Here is a 19,019-nt window from a genome sequence, read left to right on the forward strand (position 1 = left end):
AAAAAAGCAAAAAACGACAGAGAACTGAAATGAAGCGGAGCGGCAGTATTAAAAAGTACAGTACGCATTATACGATATAATGACTTAGTATTTTTTTTAATTCAGTGAAATCATCTGGCTTCGAGATATATTCATTTGCTCCGTATTTTTTGGCCTTAAGCTTAATTTCTTCAAATTGTGAAGTAGAGAAAATAATGATAGGAATATTTTTAATAGCTTCTTGCTTTTTAATTTCTATTAAAAATTCTAAGCCGGACATAATTGGCATATTGAGGTCAAGAAAAATAACATCGGGGTTAATTTTTTTGTGGATTAATTTATTGAGTGCTTCTACAGGGTTTTGGATGGCAATATAATCTGCGCTGGATACCGCTTGCAGGGCTCCCATAAAAAAATCGCAATCGTCAATATCATCGTCTATTTGCAATATGTTTTTATAAATCATATAAATATGGGGTGTTTAAAAGATGAGATTTCATTGAAAAAGAACTGCATAGCAATATTTTTCTTACTAAAAAGTAAAAATAATATTACCAATTTTGATCTCTTTTAATGTGTTTTTTTAAAGAAATTTATTAAAATTCTTTAAAAATATTTTAATCGATAGTCGCTTCTAATGTATCTGTTTTATGAATTGAAGCTTCTTTTTGATCATGTGTGGAATTTTCATCTTCGCAAAGCGAGTCGCAGCTGTAGTTCAAAATTGAAATTAGGATAACAATTAAGAAGATTGATAAAAGTATTTTCATGGTTTTATGTTTTGGTGAAACATTTAGTTGACTGAAAAGTATAACTATACCTTAAAATTTTCTTACATAATTTTTAAATATTGCTGCATAATTCTCATGCCAGATAAAATACTCTAACATGATATAAACTAAATTAAAAAGCCATATCAACGACGACACAGTTTTTTAATAGTATAATTCTTAATTGTTGATAATATGCTGATAAACAGTTAATAACTACTGCCTTGATTTTTATATACTTAAATATTCGAATGTTTATATTTGATAAAGGAATAGTTAAGGAATTAATTTAAATATTAATATATGGAACGAGCTATAAAACTACAAGTACGCAAAGAATTAGACGGACGCGAGCAGTTTAATGTAATTAAGTTAAAGGGCAGTTTAATCTCCAAGGGCTACACTGAAATAATACATATATTAGATCAGGACGAAAATTATCATATTAATTCTTTTGCAACTTCTGCAGAAAGCAGAAATGAAGTAAAAGATTTTATCGCTGATTTTATTTCCAGCCAAAACCTCGCCGACGCAGTTACTGTTTTTAAATAAACTAATTATTTTACACCAAAACCAAAAAAAAGCTATCTGATTTCAGATAGCTTTTAATGATTATTTATTATTAGAGAGAGACTTACAACGGTCGATCATAGCTCTCTAGGGTTTCCTCTTCATCATCGTAATAATTGTCATCTTCATCTTCAAGACTGTCATCTTCATCGTCCCAGGAAGCTTTATTACTCTGACCTCTAAAATATCGGCTTATTTCCTGATCGCCGCATATTGTTATCGAATCATACAGACAAAAAGATTCTTGTTTTCTAAATGTGGTTTCGTCATTTTCGTTTCCTTCAAAGTTCATGATATCAGTATTTAGAGGTTAATAATTGCCGCTTAAATTTTGCTATTGTTAGAGAACATATTGCGGGATGCTAAATATATAACTGTTAATCCTAATAATTTTATAGTTTAAATTTTAAAAGTTATATAATTCACATATTCAGTTTGTTATAAAAAATAATTTTATTCTTTTAGCTAAGTTATCCATAATTTTTATTCTCCCGGCTTTTTTAAATCTATTGGTAACAAACAAAACGAAATGTTAATACAATGTTTCATAATCCTGCTGTTTTATTAATGTAAACGTAACCTAACCGACCTACCCTCGTTTTTAATTTTGGGGACATATTATTAAAACAAACTATTGTAGTATATGTCATTTTTCAAAGTAAGCATACTTCACCAAATAAATGTTCTTGCAAACATTATTTTCCCGGCCAATAATAATAAAGTGAAGTATTATGTATAAAGGTTATTCTGATGAAGAACTTGTTGAATTATTAAAACAAGGAAAAGATAAAGCTTTTGATGAACTGTATTTTAGATACCGTGATGTACTGGTGCGCTTCGTTTATATAAGGATGAAATCGGTTCCCATTTCTGAAGAAATTGTTCAGGAAGTTTTTACCACCATCTGGGAACGACGAAAAACCATCATAATCCAAAAAAGTTTTGCAGCATATATCTACACTTCGGTTCGTTACACAACCTTAGATTATATTAAATCCCACACCGTAACAGATCAATATATTCAGGAAGTTTTAGACCGAAATACCGTTTCTTATAACAGTCATAATGCAACCGAAGATTCTATTTTTTATGATGAATTACAAATAGCGGTTGACAAAGCAGCCTCGTTACTTCCAAAAAAATCAAAAGAAGTTTTTATTCTCAGCAGGATCAAACATTATTCTAATAAAGAAATCGCTGACGAACTTAACGTTTCGATCGATACGGTAAAATATCATATTACATACGCCTTAAAATTTATGCGGACTTATTTAGGAGAGTTTAATTGATTTTAAAATTTCCGAAATTGATAAGCCGACTTTTTTCTTAACAAAAGCGTAACCTTTTCAACCTACCTGAATTTTCAATTCACAAGACATACTATTAAAGACATAAAGAAATTATAATGCCTGATAAATTAAAACAAGAAATAAAACATTTTTTAGGGGGAAATTATTCTCCAAAAGGACAAGAAATGTGGAATAAATGGTACGATCGTACTAATGAAGCTTTCGAGAATATGGAGACTATACAATCAGATCGTTCCAAACTAAAAAAAGAATTAAGACAAATAAAGAAATCAAACGAGATTATTTTTCTTCAAACTAAATATTGGACAGCTGCGGCTTCCTTATTTGTATTATTTGGAACATCATTTTTCTTTTACCAAAAAGTAATAAATGCTGTTGAAACTAAAGAATATGCAGCAAAGTTAGGCGAACACGCTAAACTAACTTTAAGCGACGGAACACAAATTTGGTTAAACGCCGGAAGCCATTTAAAATATCCAAAAGAATTTAAAGGAGATACTCGCGAAGTTTATCTTACCGGAGAAGCTTTTTTTGATGTAGCCAAAGACAAAAAACATCCTTTTATAATCCACACTGATAAAATGGACACCAAAGTATTGGGAACGAGTTTTAATGTTCAGGCTTATCCGGACCAAAGAACACAGGAAGTTTCTGTTATGACCGGAAGAGTAAACGTAAAATCGACCGTTACAGAAGAAAATGTATATGTAACACCGGGTCAGAAAGTAGTTTTTAAATCAAAAAATAACAAACTGCAGGCTTTTAAAGATGTTCCGGTAAACACGATTTCGTTATGGCGTAAAAATATAATTGTTTTTGAAGATACGCCAATGCCGGAAGTTATCGCAACCATAAACAGAAACTACAATGTTGCCATCGAAATTAAAAACAAGAATCTAAACGCACTTAAAATAAATGCCTATTTCAAAGAACTTCCTGTAGATCAGGTTGTGGCCTTGGTATGCAATATTGTAAACGCCGAATATAAAGTTGAGGACGGGGTTTATAAAATTCAATAAGAGTGAATAGTGAATAGTAAAAAGTGAGAAGTAAAAAATCTAAAATCAGAATTCTAAAATCTAAAATTAAAAGCCAAACTTAAAATCTAAAATCTAAAATTTAAAATTTAAAACTATGAATGAAAAACAAAAGCGGTACGTCGTAAAGTTTCAAAGCATTAAAAAAGCTATGTGGGCAAAAGTAATCTTATTTATTGCTTTGTTTTTTACCGGATTAATAAATGCCGGAAATATTGATTTTGATAAAAAAGTAACCTTAAAAGTAGAAAATGAAAGCTTGAAGAATGTTTTTCAAAAAATTGAAAATCAAGCTAACGTGCATTTTATGTACGAATCAAATCAAGTTAATACGAACCAGAAAATCAGTTTAAAACTTACGAACGTTAAACTGGAGCAGGCATTAGATAAAATATGCAGTAATTTTTCTCTTCGATATGAAATTGTAAGCAATAATATCGTTATCAAAAAAACGCAGAAAGTAGCCGGTCTTACTGATGATCAAAACAAAATTATTGTTTCGGGAACTGTTTTTGGCGGAGACGATAATATGCCATTGCCGGGAGTAGGTATTAAAGATAAAGGTTCTAATACAACAACTGCAACAGATTTTGACGGAACTTTTAAAATGGAAATCAACGCCTCTGAAGCGGTACTTATTTTCTCATACGTTGGTTATGCAACACAAGAAATAAAAGTAACAAAATCAGAAAATATCACTGTAAAATTAGCAGCCGATATGAAACAGCTTCAAGAAGTTGTAGTTATGGGTTACGGAAGCGTAAAAAAGAATGAAGTTTTAGGATCTGTAGGATCTGTTTCTATGAAAGAAGCTTCAAGCAGAACGTATAACAATGCGGGTGAATTATTGCAGGGAACTGTAGCGGGTGTTACCGTTATTAACGACGGAGGAGATCCAACAGCTTCGCCAACAATCAATATTCGTGGTATTGGGTCTTTAAACGCAGAAACGCCGTTAATTGTTTTAGACGGAATTATCTACAGCGGTTCATTAAATACTATAAACCCAAATGATATCGCTTCAATCAGTGTTTTAAAAGATGCGGCTTCGGCGGCGATTTACGGGGCAAGAGCTTCTGGCGGGGTAATTTTAATTACGTCTAAAAAAGGAATTTCGGATAAAATTAATGTAAACGTTAATTATCAGGGAGGTTTTCAAAATGTGGCTAAAAAACTAGATGTTTTAAACGCTGCAGAATATGCTGACGCCATGAATACTGCAAGAGATAATGCAGGTTTACCAAGAATTCCTGCTTTTGATCCTGCTTTTGAACCAACAGCAAGAACAACAAAAACAAACTGGATGGATGAAATTTTCCGTACAGGAGAAATTCAGGATTTATCTCTTTCGATAAATGGAAAAACAGAAAAATCAAATTTCTTTCTTTCAGGAAGTTATAGAAGAAACGAAGGTATTTTATTAAATACTTTTGGAAACCGTTATACAGTAAGAGCAAATACATCTTTTAAACTGGCCCCAAATTTTACACTTGGAGAAAACTTATCATATTCCTTAACAGATGGTCAGTCTGCTAATACTTCAAGCGCCTATACAGGAGCAATTTTAGGAGCAATTTTTTATCCGCCAAATGCAACAATTTACAGAGAAGATGGTTCTGGACAATTTGGAGGAGTTCCTGAAAAATATATTGGATCTTACGGAGACGTTATTAATCCCGTTGCTTACTTAAAAAGATTAGACAACAGAAATCCAGTTTCTACAGTTTTAATCAATCCTTATGCTGAATGGGAAATTATCGAAGGATTAAAAGTGAAGTCAAACTGGGGTTATACAAGAATACAAGATAACGCAACAGATTTTACGGTTAAAATTACAGAACCGGGAAAAATATTCGACTTTAACAGATTGACGAAAAAGTCAATGACCATTACTGATTTATTGAGCGAGCAGACTATTTCTTATGAAAAATCATTAGGAAAACACAACTTCAAAGCTTTAGCAGGATATACGTATCAGGAAACTAAAAGAGATTATTATACCGTTGAAGGAACTGGTTTTGATAACGAAGATCCATCTCAGCGTTATTTACTAAATGCTAAAGTAATTCAGCAGACTGATGCAGGTTTATCTGATGAAATTATTTCTTCTTATGTGGGAAGGTTAAACTACGATTTTAATCAAAAATATTTATTATCAGGAATTGTACGCCGCGACGGAACCTCAAAACTTTTACAAAATAACCGTTGGAAAGTTTATCCATCAGTTTCGGCAGGTTGGTTAATTTCTGAAGAAAGTTTTATGAAAAGTATTAACCCAATTGTAAGCAATTTAAAACTTCGTGCAAGCTGGGGACAAATAGGAAATTTAGGAAATCTTGGGCCATACCAGTTTAGTGTGCCTTTAACACAGACAACAGCTTTAATTGGAGCAACTCCGGTTATCAATTACGGTTATTCTGAAAGAGAACTTTCAAATCCAAATTTAAAATGGGAGAGTTCAGAGCAGACCAACATTGGTTTAGATTTTACGATGTTCAAAAATTCTTTATTGGGTTCTGTTGATGCTTATGTAAAAACAAACAAAGATATGTTGGTTCGTGATCAGCTTCCTGGGGTTTCAGGAACTCCACAAGGTAGAATTGTAAATTCTGGAGATGTTGAAAACAGAGGTCTTGAAGCAAGTTTAACATACCAAAAAACACGTGGGGAATTCAAATTTGATGTAACGGCAAACGCTGCATTTTTAACCAATAAAATTGTTTCTATTAAAGATGATTTGACTTCACTTGAGCCTTTAAATTTAAGCCGAGTTCGTAGTTTACCATTATCAAATATTTATCAGGTTGGAAGCCCGGTTGGTGCTTTTTACGGATACGCAACAGATGGATTATTTCAAAGTACTGCAGAAGCAAAAGCCTACGTAAATTCGAAAGGAGTGGCATATCAGCCAAATGCAGTTGCCGGAGATATTAAATTTAAAGATGAAAACGGAGACGGTGTAATTAACAACAGCGACAGAGTAGTACTTGGAAGTCCGTTTCCTAAAACAACTTACAGCTTAAACGCTAACTTCAAATACAAAGGTTTCGATATGAATATCTTTTTTAACGGAGCGGTAGGAAACAGTGTTTTCAATGCTGTTAAATATACAGGTTTAAACGGTTCTTTCCCAGGTTACAATTTATTGGCTGAATCTAAAAATGCCTGGTCGCCAACCAATACAGATACTAATATTCCAGTTCTTTCTGCTACAGACAACAACAATAACTTTGGACGAATCTCTGATTTTTATATCGAAGATGCTTCTTTCTTAAGATTAAAAAACGTGTCAATAGGATATACGGTTAAAGAAAACTGGTTAAACGGAAAAGCAAAACTAAGATTCTTTATTTCTGGACAAAACTTGTTTACGATCACTAATTATTCAGGAATGGACCCGGAAGTTGGTCTTAGAAACTTTGGAATGGATGTAGGTAAATATCCGCTTTCCCGAATTTATATGACTGGTGTAAACGCTACTTTTTAAAAATATAAAATAAACAAAATGAAAAAATTAAGTCTTTTATTATTGAGTTTTGTGCTATTGGTAAGCACCACAGCTTGCGAAAGTGAACTTGATGTTATTCCGCAGGGAGCACCGTCAAGCGGAAATTTCTGGAAAACTCCGGCAGATGCACAAGCAGGGGTAAATTCGATTTATGCATTGTATTCTGATGATAATATGTACGGTCGTGGTTTCTTTTGGTTAAACAACGCCAGTGACGATATTGGAACAAAACCAAGACAAAATGCAGAACGTATCAAAAATTTTATTGTTGACGGATCAGAATCGGATACAAAAGATATCTGGAAACTTCATTACGAAATTATGAAACGCTGCAACGACGTAATTCGTAATATTCCGAATATTCCTTTGGATGAAAAAACAAAAAACGGAATGCTGGGCGAAGCTTATTTTAATCATGCTGTAATGCATTTAGAATTAGCGTATCATTATGGAGACGATCGTGCCGGAATTCCTATTCAGGATAGAGAAAATTTTACAAACGTTTACGTTCCGCGTGCTAAAAACGTTGGAGAAAACTACGCTTATATCGCTGCTGATTTAAAGAAAGCTGCTGATTTATTACCATATTTTAATGAGCTTACACCAGATAATTATGGGCGTGCACACAAAACGGCTGCCTGGGCTTATTTAGTTCGTACATACTTGTATGCTAAAGACTGGGATAATGTTATAAAATATGCCAACATGATTGTAGCAAGCGGAAAACATAAACTGCTTGACAATTTTGAAGATGTATTTAAAATTAAAAATAACTGGTCTACAGAATATATTTGGTCTGTAACGTCTAGTGCAGAAAATACTGGTCTTGGTTCAATTTTTCCTGGAGTTTGTTTAGAAGATAAAGGCTGGGGAGCTTACAATGGCTGGGGGAATTTTTATCCAACAAAAGAATTGTTTGATACCTATGATCCAACTGATAAAAGACGAAGCGCTACAATACTTCAAAAAGGAGATAAATTCGTTTATTTTGGAGAAGAAGTAACTTTTAACGAAGGTAAAAATATTGTAAGTTCAAGTAACAGAACGGGTTATCAGTTTAAAAAATACATGGAGCCGTTTAGTTATCCAAAAACCAATTCTGGAGCTGTAGATATTCGTTATGTAAATGCAAACGGAGACAAACCTTCAACTGCTTTAAATGTTCCGCTTTTGCGTTATGCCGATGTGCTTTTAATGCTGGCAGAAGCCAAATTAATGAAAGGTCAAAACGCAGATACTGAAATCAATTTGATTCGTCACCGCGCAGGTCTTGGTGATCTTGCAGGAGCAACATTGACAGATTTAAAAAGAGAAAGAAGATGCGAATTAGCAGGTGAGTGGACAGACCGTCATTTTGATTTAGTGCGTTGGGGAGATGCAAAAGATGCTTATGCAAAACCGCTTCACCATTATAACGGAACTGTAATTTATCCGGCTCGTAATTTCAATCCTGCAATTCACCACGTTTGGCCAATACCACCAGATGAAATCGCAGTGAGCAAAGGAGCTTTGACTCAAAACCAAGGATGGTAATTTAATGGTTAATTATGAATTGTGAATGGTTAATTATCAATTAGTCGTGAACCATTAATAATTTATAATTAACAATTTACCATTAACAATTAATTAGTTTGTTTGTTTATTTTTTTTTTACGCTGCAGGCTTGTTGTGGAGTCTGCAGGCGGTAAAAAATAATTTACAGCATTAAATATTATAAAACCAGTCTTTTTTGAAGGACTGGTTATTATGGTTTTTTTAGCCACAGATTAAAAGGATTAAAAAGGATTTTTTTAGCCACGAATTACACGAATTATTTTTTTTGATTCTTGTGAATAAAATTTGTGGAAATTCGTGTAATTCGTGGCAAAAACCCTTCTACACAAAGTAATTCAAAAATCATTTTAATCCTTTTAATCTGTGGCAAAAACCAAACAGCTTTAATAAAAAAATCAATGAAAAAAATATTCACCCTTTTCTGCCTTCAATTCTTCCTGTTTGTACAAGCGCAGGAATATAGTTCTTCTAACATTCATTCGCATAATGATTATGCAAGTCCGCTTCCGTTTTACGGAGCGTATTCTAACGAAACCGGCGTTATCGAAGCTGATGTTTTTGTGGTAAATAATGAATTATTTGTAGCTCATAATTTCAAAGACATTACGCCTCAGAATACATTAAAAAGTATGTATTTGGAACCACTTTCTTTAAAATTAAAAAGTTTAGGAAGTAAAGCTTATCCAAGCAATAAACCTTTGATTTTAATGATTGATATTAAATCGGATGCCGAAGCTACGCTGAAAGTTATTGCGCAGCAGTTAAAAACATTTCCTGACATTATTATAAATAAAAATATTAAGGTTGTTATTTCAGGAAACAGACCAAATCCTGCACAATGGAAGGATTATCCTGAATTTATTTATTTTGACGGAAGGCTTAACGAAGAATATTCTCCGGAGCAATTAGCTCGTGTTGAAATGATCAGTGAAGATATAAAAGTGTTTACGCCTTGGAACGGTAAAGGTGTTTTAACACAAGCCGATTTAGAAAAAATTCAGGCAGTGATTAAAAAAGCCCACAATCAAAATAAAAAAATAAGATTTTGGGGCACGGCAGATAACGTAAATACGTGGATGACTTTGATGAATTTAAAACTTGATTTTATTGGTACAGATAATGTTTCAGAATTGACACATTTCATCAATAATATCAAATCAACGTTTTATCAAAATACAGAATTTTATCAGGCTTATGTTCCTAAAAATGTTTCGGCTTTCGCCAAAAAGAAACCCAAAAATGTTATTCTTTTAATTGGTGACGGAATGGGATTAACGCAGATTTATGCGGGTTATACAGCCAATAAAGGGCAGTTAAGCCTTTTTAATATCCCAACACAGGGACTTTCTATAACAAAAGCTTCTGATAGTTATATTACAGATTCTGCAGCCGGAGCAACAGCAATGGCAACAGGACATAAAACCAACAACAGGTTTATAAGCGTTGATGAAAGCGGAAAACCTTTAGAATTAATTACACAGCAATTAGCTAAAAAGAATTATAAAACTGCTATTATTTCGGCAGGAAATATTACAGACGCAACCCCGGCCGCTTTTTACGCACATCAGCCGGATAGAAGTTACAACGAGTCCATAGCAAATGATTTTCTAAGTAATCCGTCGGATATTTTAATTGGCGGTGGAACAAAAGAATTTAAAGCCAGAAAAGACGGTAAAGATTTATCTAAAGCATTAGTGGAGAAAGGATATACTTTTTTAGATAAATTCAGCGCTTTAGATACAATTAAAAACAGCAAATTTGTTATTGCAGATGATGCTGCGGTAGTTTCAATGAAAAATGGAAGAGGAGACTTTTTAACTAAATCTTTTGCTAAAACAGTAAGTACTTTTGCAAAATCAAAAAATCCGTTTTTTATGATGGCAGAAGGCGCACAGATCGATTACGGAGGACATAGTAATAATGTTGAATATGTGGTTCGCGAAATGCTTGATTTTGACAAATTAGTAGGGCAGGCAATGGAATTTGTTGATAATAATCCTGAAACTCTTTTAATTGTTACGGCAGATCACGAAACAGGCGGACTTTCCTTAATCGACGGAAGTATTGAAAAAGGATACGTTCACGGAAGTTTTAGCACCAATGATCATACAGCAGTTTCGGTTCCCGTTTTCGCTTATGGCGCAGGAGCTCAGAATTTTGCAGGTGTTTATCAAAATACAGAGATTTATGCTAAAATAATAGAAGCGATTACTAAGAAGTAATCTTCTCAAAAAAGTAAAGAGGCAGTTCAAAGCCGAGACAGCCTCTTTTTTATTTTAAATGTTTCCTTGTTCTGTAGGAACATTTCATTGGTAGAAAATTATATTTTTATAAGGGTTTACGTTTCGTAGGAACGTTTGATTTTGACATTGTTTTTTAATAATCTGACCTATCAACCGTTCCTACGGAACGCAAATGTGGCTGATCTTTATTTTTTTCTACCTACGAAACATTCCTATGGAATGATAAGTCGGATATCAAAAAGTGATCAATTAAGTCACTTAAAATAAACAAAGTAATTATAATAAAAGAGCTGCCTCGACTTTTGAGACAGTCTCTTTTGCTTATAATTTTATTTTCTCCAGTATAAGCTCAATTCTCTGGTTTGTTGTTAAATCTCCTGATATTTTTAGAATTGGTGATTCAATAGTTGTTAACCAATTTTCATGAGCTTTCAGGTTTCTGCTGGCAATTCCTTTGCTGTCATCATAATCAGAAGCCCAGGTTATAAAATTCTTAAATTGTTTTATTCTTTCCGGTTCGGTATAAATTACGTTTCCATATCTTTCAAATTCTCTTTTCTTCAATCGTTCCATTCTAATTTCTAGTGGAATGTATAAAAAGACCACTAAGTCAAACTCAGGAAAAACATTTTCGCCCCATTCAAATATAGAACCTCCAAGAATCCAGTTCTCTTGATTTTCGAGATCTGATTTTATAGTAGAATTTCTCTCGTCAGGATCTCTTCTTATGATAAAAGGAGTTTGGGTTTTCTCCCAAAAATAGGCATCGCTGTCAAAGTAAGGTATATTTAGTTTTTTGGACAAGGCTTCACCAGTTGTCGTTACGCCGCTTCCGGATGCGCCAAAAATATGAATTTTCATTACGAAGAGTTACTTGCTGATTTGTACATCAAAATTACAAATCTTTTAATGATTTGCTAATACAGCAATTTTTAGAAATGCGTGAGCCTCCTGTAAAACCCTTTAAACACAGGAAACTGGTTTCAATATTAATAAATTATTAAATGACCAAATTGTAAAAAATACCAATAAATGTTTATTATACTTTTGTAAGGCTCTTCTTTAACATTTAAAATTGCATTATGAGTTCTAATTTGATATTAAGGTTGCGTGCTGGAGACGATTCTTGTTTTAAAGAAATATATGAATTGTACCATTTTAAAGTTTTTTGTTTTGTCAAAAAATATACAGCGCAGCTTGCAGATTCAGAAGATGTGACGCAAAATGTATTTATTCATCTTTGGAAATATCGGGCAAAATTAGACCCAAATGTTACGCTGGAAGCCATTCTATTTAAAAGTTCCAAACAGGAAATCTCAAAATGGTATAAAAAGCAAAACCGAATTTTTTCTGTAGAAGACGATCAGCTCATTAAGGAACTCGACAGTGCCGCCGAACCTGATGAAGATATCAGTTCGCAGCTGGAAAAAATCGAATATCTGCTAAATAAAATCCCTGAAAAAAGAAGAAAAATATTCAGCCTTCATAAATTTGAAGACCGCAGCTACAAAGAAATTGCAGTTGAGATGAATATGTCTCCAAGTGCCGTAGCGAATCAAATCTCTAAAACGTTACAATTTTTAAAGAAAAATTCGGTAAAGAACCATGAACTTTATTGGTTCACACTTTTCTTTATTAGTCAGACTGAATTTATTTCTTAACCGGATTAAAATCCGGCCCTACAATATAGGCCGAGCCTTCGGCTCTTTTTTAAATTCCGAAGGAATGATTATATGTTGTAGAAACGGATTTTAATCCGTTAATTTTTTGTTTTCAATATAATGCTGCCAAATCTTCTCGCAGATTAAGAAAACGTTAATAGTAACAATACCCCGTGATATTTAAAAGAATGAAAACCTAATGTAGTTGAATCGGGGAGATTCGCGCATGATTTTTCGATTCTAAATAAATCTAAATGAGAAATAAAAAATTAAAAGAAGAATGGAATGCTATACCTAATAGAGGTATTCTTCCAAATGATACAGAAGCCAGAATGTGGAATAACATTCGGAAGTCTACAATTCATAAATATAAAAACCTTTATAATTGGACTGCCGCTGCTTGTGCTGTAGTAGTTCTTTCTATTGGGGGCTATCATTCTTTTAATCGATTAGATTTATCTAAGCCTAAAATTACTTCAACCATAACTTTTAAAGATGATATACGCCTTATATCTCTGCCTGACGGTACAAGAGTTTGGCTGAATCAAAATACAGTAATAGATTATCCGGCAAAATTTTCCAAAAAGGAACGAAATGTAACTTTAAGAGGAGAAGCCTTTTTTGAGGTAAAGCGAGATGTTACACGCCCGTTTATTATTACTTCTGGTGCTGTAAAAACAACTGTTTTGGGAACTTCATTCAATGTTAAAGCCTACAATGACAATGATGCTCAGGTAAGCGTAAGAACAGGAAAAGTAAAAGTTGAAAGTACACAAAATACTGTTTTCCTTGAAAGAGGTTATAGAGCCATATATGCCGAAAAAACGGCTACTGTTAATAAAGAGAAAACATACAGTTTTGAACCAAAGTGGAAAAATGTTTTACTATATGTTGATGGTTTAACCCTTGATGAGGTTATTACAACACTAAAACGCGACCATAAGTTTACGGTGAATTATCTGGATGATGATTTAAAAAATCTAAAAATACAGGGAACTCTGGATACCCGACAAGGTTTTTATGAAACGCTGCAAACCATTGCTTTTGCTTTAGAAATACATATCAGCCCGGCCGGAAACAGCACTTATATAATCGGTAAATAATAAACAACAATTTATTGTCTACACAGCCATTATTTTAAAATTACGAAATAATTAACGCAAAATATCTTATTAAAATTAATTACATAAACTAACAATTTCAACTATGAACAATGATTTTTCCAGGCATTATTTTACTGCCATTTGGATTTTGCTTTTGGGATTTTTTCTCGGAACAAACACTATTTATTCGCAAACAGGAACCGTATCGGTTGATTTTAAAAACTCTTCGCCTCAAAAAATCATTGATAATTTAAAATCACAAACACCTTATCAATTTGTTTATCAAAAAGACCTTGACTTAAGTTTTCCGCTTGTTACCTTAAAAAAAGATAATGTAACAATCGATGAAGTACTGAATGATTTACAAACCTTAACCAATTTAGATTTTAGAAGAACAGACAATAATATTGCGGTTAAAAGAAACGACGCAGTTAAAAAAAAAAGGAGAGGGAAAATTGTAGGAAAGGTGGTTGATAACAATGGACTTTCGCTTCCTGGAGCCAATATTAAAGTTGTTGAAACAGGTTTCGGCGCACAATCAGATATTGATGGCAGTTATACTTTAGAGCTTGAAGCCGGAGAATATACTATTGAGATAAGCGTGATTTCTTTTCAAACTCAAAAAATTACTCATGTAAAAGTGCAGGATGGAGAAGAGACACCACTAGTTGTTTCTTTAAAGGAAGATGCACAATCGCTAAATGAAGTAATCATTGTACAAAATTATAAGCAGGCTACAGCTTCGGTTGAAGGAATGTTAATTCAACAAAAAAAGGCTGCCCAGTTTTCTGATGGTATTTCGGCAGAACAAATCGCAAGAACTCCTGATAGAGACGTAGCAGCTTCTTTAAAACGTATCACGGGAGTTACAACTGTAAATGATAAATATGTTGTAGTACGTTCGATGGGAGAAAGATGGAATCAGGCCGTTATGGATGGAATCGCTTTACCAAGTACTGATGCTTATCAGCAAAACTTTTCTTTTGATATTATTCCAACTGCAATGGTAGAGAGTATCGTAGTAAGTAAATCTGCTACGCCAGATATGTACGCTAATTTTGCCGGAGGATATGTAGAAGTAAAAACAAAAGATATCCCAAAAGAAAATTTCACCAATTTTTCTATTAGTAATTCTTATAACAGCAAGAGTACTTTTAAAGAGAGACTATCAAAACAGGAGGGTGATTACGATTATTGGGGATTTGATGACGGAAGACGTAATTATCCTACTAATCACACAACAATAGATCCGCCAACAACAGAGGCAGTATCTGGACCGTTTATTGCATATTCTAAACTATTTACCCAAGATAATTTTACTACTTATAAAACATATGGAGCACCGGGAACTACGCTTCAGTTTGGTTTAGGGCGTGTTTATAAATTAAAAGACAATAACAAATGGGGGTTTGTAGGTTCTTTTATTTTTAAAAACACGCAGGAAACCTTAGAAATTGAACACACTCAAAGAGGAAGTTACCAAAAGAATTCTTTATTTGAAGAAGAGAACAAAGATAGAGCTTATTCAACTTTTACAAGATACGGTTTTAGAAACTCAGGAAACAACTACAATTATAATTCAACATTAGGCGGTATGTTTAACGCTGCAATTCAGCTTGACAACCATAAAATTACAATGCGTAACACCGTTATGCACATCTACAATAATCAATTAACGCAAATTAGCGGCTGGACAGATGGTACTTATATTCCAGATATATTAAGCGGCCAAAATTTGCCTACCACATCTGAATCTAATTACCCTGTTTACACGACTTTTATTCAGAATAAAATTGAAGGAAATCACAAATTTGATAAGTTAGAAGTCAATTGGTATGGAGCGTATGGAAACGTTAGAAAAGATACCAAAGACGCAACATTTGTAGACATTGGGAGAGTAAAAGTAGGTGATGATATTCTGTCAGCTTATAGTGTCGATAACACTAAACAGAGATTTCCATTTAGCCGTAGTTATTTTACAAATGACGAAGTAGATTACAATTGGGCAGTTAATTTTAAATACGTTTTGAATTTTGGTGATTCTTTTACAAACGATATCAAGGCAGGATATTTTGGTACTTATAAAAAAGCAACCAATCAACAGGAATCAGCAAAATTGATTACGGTTGGCCAGGCAGCTACTAGTGTAACAATTTACGAACCTTTACCAGAATTTTTAGATGGCTCAAATTACTATTATGGCGGTTTTGGCTGGCAAAAATATGGTATCTATGGTAATAGATATGTTGGAGATGTTAAGGTGCATTCTCCTTATTTAATGCTCGATGATAAAATTGGTCAATACGTAAGATTCGTTTGGGGAGTAAGGGCAGAAAGCTATTTATATACTCAAATAGAAAGCCAGTCTGAAAATCCTAGTGGTTTTTCTGAAGTACAAGGAGATGATAAAGTATGGCAATTTCTGCCATCTGCCAGTTTAATTATCAGTCCAACTAATAAAATGAATGTCAGATTGGGTTACAATAAATCAGTTTTACGTCCGCAATTTGCAGAACGCTTAGGTATTCCATATTATGACCCGCTTCGCGCTGCTAAAATTTACAATTATACAGACGGAATAGTTTCGAGCGTTGCTAATAATTATGATTTAAAGTTAGAATGGTTTCCTTCTGGAGGAGAAATTTTATCCTTTGGGATATATCATAAAGATATCGATAATCCAATTGAAGCTGTAGGTTTTTTAAATCCATCAGGTTTTAGGGATATCTACAATATTAATTCAAATAAAGCCAAACTTTGGGGAGTTGAATTAGAATTCTATAAAAGTCTTTCTTTTTTAGGTGAAGGTGATCTTTTAAAACATTTGTTTGTTTACGGAAATGCTTCTGTAAATGATACAAAAGTTACTTCATACGTTAGTCTAGAGGGTAACGGAGAACTTTATGAAGCGAACAGACCGCTTTACGGGCAGTCGCCATATACTTATAACTTAGGAATGGATTATGTTGGCGACCGTTTTGGATTCAGCCTTAGACATAATGCTGTTGGAGATCAATATATTTTGGTTGGTTTTGACTATTCGGCAGAGGAAATCCGTATGCCTTATTCACAAACAGATGCTCAGCTGAGTTATAAATTTTTCAAGAAGAAAGACCTGCAGTTTAAATTCAGTATCAAAAATATGTTTGATACAGGCGTACAAACCTACAATAATAGAAACAGTTACAGTAAAATAGAAGATGTGCCAATGGGATCTAACCCAAGGTCAGGATACAGTCTTGGAGCTAATGCAACCAAGAAGTATGACCCGGATATTGATCAGGTAGTATTTAAATCATTTGCAGGAAGAACGATTAGTATTTCTCTAAACTATGATTTTTAAAATTAGCTATTGTTAATACTAAGTTTATAAATATAAGTATTTTCCTGCTGGATATTAAGAAAAAGTTAACAATAAAAATAGACATGATATTTTGCTTTTTTGAAAGCTAATACAATAAAGAACGAGAATAAAAACTCTGTTGAATGTATTGAACCAGTTTATTTTAAAATTTTAAGAAGACCCTCTAATAAATTACTAAACTATCAAATATCATGTTTAATTATAAAAATAAAATTAGTATGAAAAATATTTTCCTATTGGTAATTGCAGCTCTTATTATGACCTCTTGCCAAAATGATGATTCGTCTGATGCTTCTTTTTCTATAAAGACAGCAAGTGCTGATTACAGTGGATACCCTGCAGTAGTACAAACAGTAAGTGGCGATATTACAACAAATACAACATGGACAAGTGACAAAGTTTGGGAAATTAATGGAGTACTAAGGGTAAAATCTGGAGCGACATTAACAATTCAGGCAGGTACATTTATTAAAGCCAAGCCTCTTGCATCTGGAGTTGCTCAAGGGGTTCTTGTTATTACTAAAACAGGTAAAATTAATGCACAAGGAACTATAAATTCACCAATTATTTTTACCAGCTACAATTTATTAGATGGCAATGCATCAACAACAGCTGTTCCTGGGGATTTTGGAGGTGTTATTGTTTTAGGTGATGATCAGACAAATACGGGATCAACTACAGATATTGTTGAAGGATTAGGAGACCAGCCTAATGTATCTGATTTTTATTATGGAGGAGCAAATGCAGCTCATAACGGAGGAACTATAACGTATGTTCGTATAGAATTTGCTGGTAGAATTTTAGATTGGACAAACGGGGTAGAAATCAATGGTCTTACTTTTGGTGGTGTTGGAGCTTCTACAACGGTTAATCATGTACAGGTATCATACAGTTTAGATGATTCATTTGAATTTTTTGGAGGAAGAGTTAATGCTTCACATTTAGTTTCATTTGCACCACAAGATGATAATTTTGATTTTGATCTTGGCTATACAGGAACTATCACTAAAGCGATAGCACTTGCTGATATAAATTCTTTACATGCTTATAATGGAACAGCACCAAACTTAGTACCAGATTCTAATGGTATCGAATTAGACAATAATGCTATAGGTCGTTCAACAACTCTTATAACTCGTCCTGTAATTTCTCAAATGTCAATTATCGGAGTAAGTAATCCTACATCTGCCAATTTATACGAAAAAGGTATCCATGTGCGTAGACTAGGACAAATTAACTTTAGAGATGTTACTGTTACAGGATACAATCATGGAATTGTTTGGGAATCTCCTTCGGTATCGTCTGCTTCTCTATGGAGTGCGGTATCAATCCACGGATATGTAAATCCAGTATTGCCAACAACAACAGTTCTAGGGTTTGGAAATGTCTCATCAACCGTAAATCCAGGACACAAATGGTCTTTAACACAGCCATTCTTTAATGATGGTCCTTTAGATTTTACTGGTGCAACAGGCGCATTTAAAACAGAAGCACTTTGGACAAACAACTGGACTAAGTTTGTTAATTTCTAATATTCCAAATAGTTTTTCAGGCAGTATTAAGAAAAAGTTAACAATAAAAAACACCCATGATATTCTGTTATTTCAAAAGCTAATACTAATAAATAAACAAGTTGGGTAAAAATAAAAACTCTTTTTGCTGAGAGTATTTAAAATGTTCTTTGAAAAATTTAAATAGATAAAAGAATGAAACCTGCAGATATACGGAATCTTCAATTTAAGCCAAAAAACAATAAAGAAGACAAGGCATTAGGTTTATCATATCCAAAGACATTTATCTTTTTGTGTATTTAAATTTTAAAGGGAATCGAAGTTGATCCTTTCATTGAAATGAAAAAATCCTAATAGTGAAAGATGGAAGTTAGGTAAGCTCCCCGGACGGTAAAACGGATGTGTTTGA

14 protein-coding genes are annotated in these 19,019 nt (G+C 33.3%); 10 read left to right on the forward strand and 4 right to left on the reverse strand.

What is annotated here, in order from left to right; translation table 11 throughout:
* Positions 1–67 precede the first annotated feature (67 nt).
* A complete protein-coding gene (locus tag BUE10_RS18835; RefSeq protein ID WP_073487622.1) occupies positions 68–445 on the reverse strand; it encodes a response regulator in 378 nt (125 codons plus the stop codon).
* Positions 446–596: 151 nt separating this feature from the next.
* Entirely contained in the window at positions 597–749 is a 153-nt protein-coding gene (locus BUE10_RS24045) for a hypothetical protein (protein ID WP_159439068.1), read from the reverse strand.
* A gap of 303 nt (positions 750–1,052) precedes the next feature.
* Here BUE10_RS24045 and BUE10_RS18840 point away from each other — a divergent pair, with 303 nt between their 5' ends.
* The gene (locus BUE10_RS18840) at positions 1,053–1,301 is read left to right on the forward strand and encodes a hypothetical protein (RefSeq protein WP_056198477.1); all 249 of its coding nucleotides are present in this window, start codon (positions 1,053–1,055) and stop codon (positions 1,299–1,301) included.
* Positions 1,302–1,383: 82 nt separating this feature from the next.
* Here BUE10_RS18840 and BUE10_RS18845 read toward each other — a convergent pair whose 3' ends face one another.
* On the reverse strand, positions 1,384–1,611 hold the full coding sequence (locus BUE10_RS18845) for a hypothetical protein (RefSeq protein ID WP_073487624.1): 228 nt from the start codon (positions 1,609–1,611) through the stop codon (positions 1,384–1,386).
* A gap of 439 nt (positions 1,612–2,050) precedes the next feature.
* Here BUE10_RS18845 and BUE10_RS18850 point away from each other — a divergent pair, with 439 nt between their 5' ends.
* From BUE10_RS18850 to BUE10_RS18870, 5 genes are all read left to right on the forward strand, one after another.
* On the forward strand, positions 2,051–2,608 hold the full coding sequence (locus BUE10_RS18850) for an RNA polymerase sigma-70 factor (RefSeq protein ID WP_073487625.1): 558 nt from the start codon (positions 2,051–2,053) through the stop codon (positions 2,606–2,608).
* A gap of 116 nt (positions 2,609–2,724) precedes the next feature.
* On the forward strand, positions 2,725–3,648 hold the full coding sequence (locus tag BUE10_RS18855) for a FecR family protein (RefSeq protein ID WP_073487627.1): 924 nt from the start codon (positions 2,725–2,727) through the stop codon (positions 3,646–3,648).
* A gap of 115 nt (positions 3,649–3,763) precedes the next feature.
* Complete coding sequence (locus BUE10_RS18860; protein ID WP_083598170.1) at positions 3,764–7,153, forward strand: SusC/RagA family TonB-linked outer membrane protein; 3,390 nt, start codon at positions 3,764–3,766, stop codon at positions 7,151–7,153.
* Between the two features lie 18 nt (positions 7,154–7,171).
* Complete coding sequence (locus BUE10_RS18865; RefSeq protein WP_073487628.1) at positions 7,172–8,707, forward strand: RagB/SusD family nutrient uptake outer membrane protein; 1,536 nt, start codon at positions 7,172–7,174, stop codon at positions 8,705–8,707.
* Between the two features lie 419 nt (positions 8,708–9,126).
* Positions 9,127–10,950 carry an alkaline phosphatase gene (locus tag BUE10_RS18870; protein WP_073487989.1) on the forward strand — a complete coding sequence of 608 codons (1,824 nt, stop codon included), beginning with the start codon at positions 9,127–9,129 and terminating at the stop codon, positions 10,948–10,950.
* Positions 10,951–11,292: 342 nt separating this feature from the next.
* Here the strand turns inward: BUE10_RS18870 and BUE10_RS18875 are convergent, their stop codons facing one another.
* Positions 11,293–11,832 carry an ATP-binding protein gene (locus tag BUE10_RS18875; protein ID WP_073487630.1) on the reverse strand — a complete coding sequence of 180 codons (540 nt, stop codon included), beginning with the start codon at positions 11,830–11,832 and terminating at the stop codon, positions 11,293–11,295.
* Positions 11,833–12,053: 221 nt separating this feature from the next.
* On the opposite strand from BUE10_RS18875, the gene BUE10_RS18880 reads away from it, so the two are divergent.
* The 4 genes from BUE10_RS18880 to BUE10_RS18895 all read left to right on the forward strand — a co-directional run bounded on the left by BUE10_RS18880 (position 12,054) and on the right by BUE10_RS18895 (position 18,631).
* On the forward strand, positions 12,054–12,632 hold the full coding sequence (locus BUE10_RS18880; RefSeq protein WP_073487632.1) for an RNA polymerase sigma factor: 579 nt from the start codon (positions 12,054–12,056) through the stop codon (positions 12,630–12,632).
* Between the two features lie 254 nt (positions 12,633–12,886).
* Positions 12,887–13,735: a FecR family protein gene (locus tag BUE10_RS18885; RefSeq protein ID WP_073487633.1), complete on the forward strand. Its 849-nt coding sequence runs from the start codon at positions 12,887–12,889 to the stop codon at positions 13,733–13,735.
* 103 nt (positions 13,736–13,838) lie between these two features.
* Positions 13,839–17,078 carry a TonB-dependent receptor gene (locus BUE10_RS18890; RefSeq protein ID WP_073487635.1) on the forward strand — a complete coding sequence of 1,080 codons (3,240 nt, stop codon included), beginning with the start codon at positions 13,839–13,841 and terminating at the stop codon, positions 17,076–17,078.
* A 239-nt stretch (positions 17,079–17,317) separates the two neighbouring features.
* On the forward strand, positions 17,318–18,631 hold the full coding sequence (locus BUE10_RS18895) for a hypothetical protein (protein ID WP_083598172.1): 1,314 nt from the start codon (positions 17,318–17,320) through the stop codon (positions 18,629–18,631).
* The last annotated feature ends 388 nt before the right edge of the window (positions 18,632–19,019 follow it).

Origin of the sequence: Flavobacterium sp. CF108 (assembly GCF_900129795.1) — a bacterium.
GTDB lineage: Bacteria > Bacteroidota > Bacteroidia > Flavobacteriales > Flavobacteriaceae > Flavobacterium.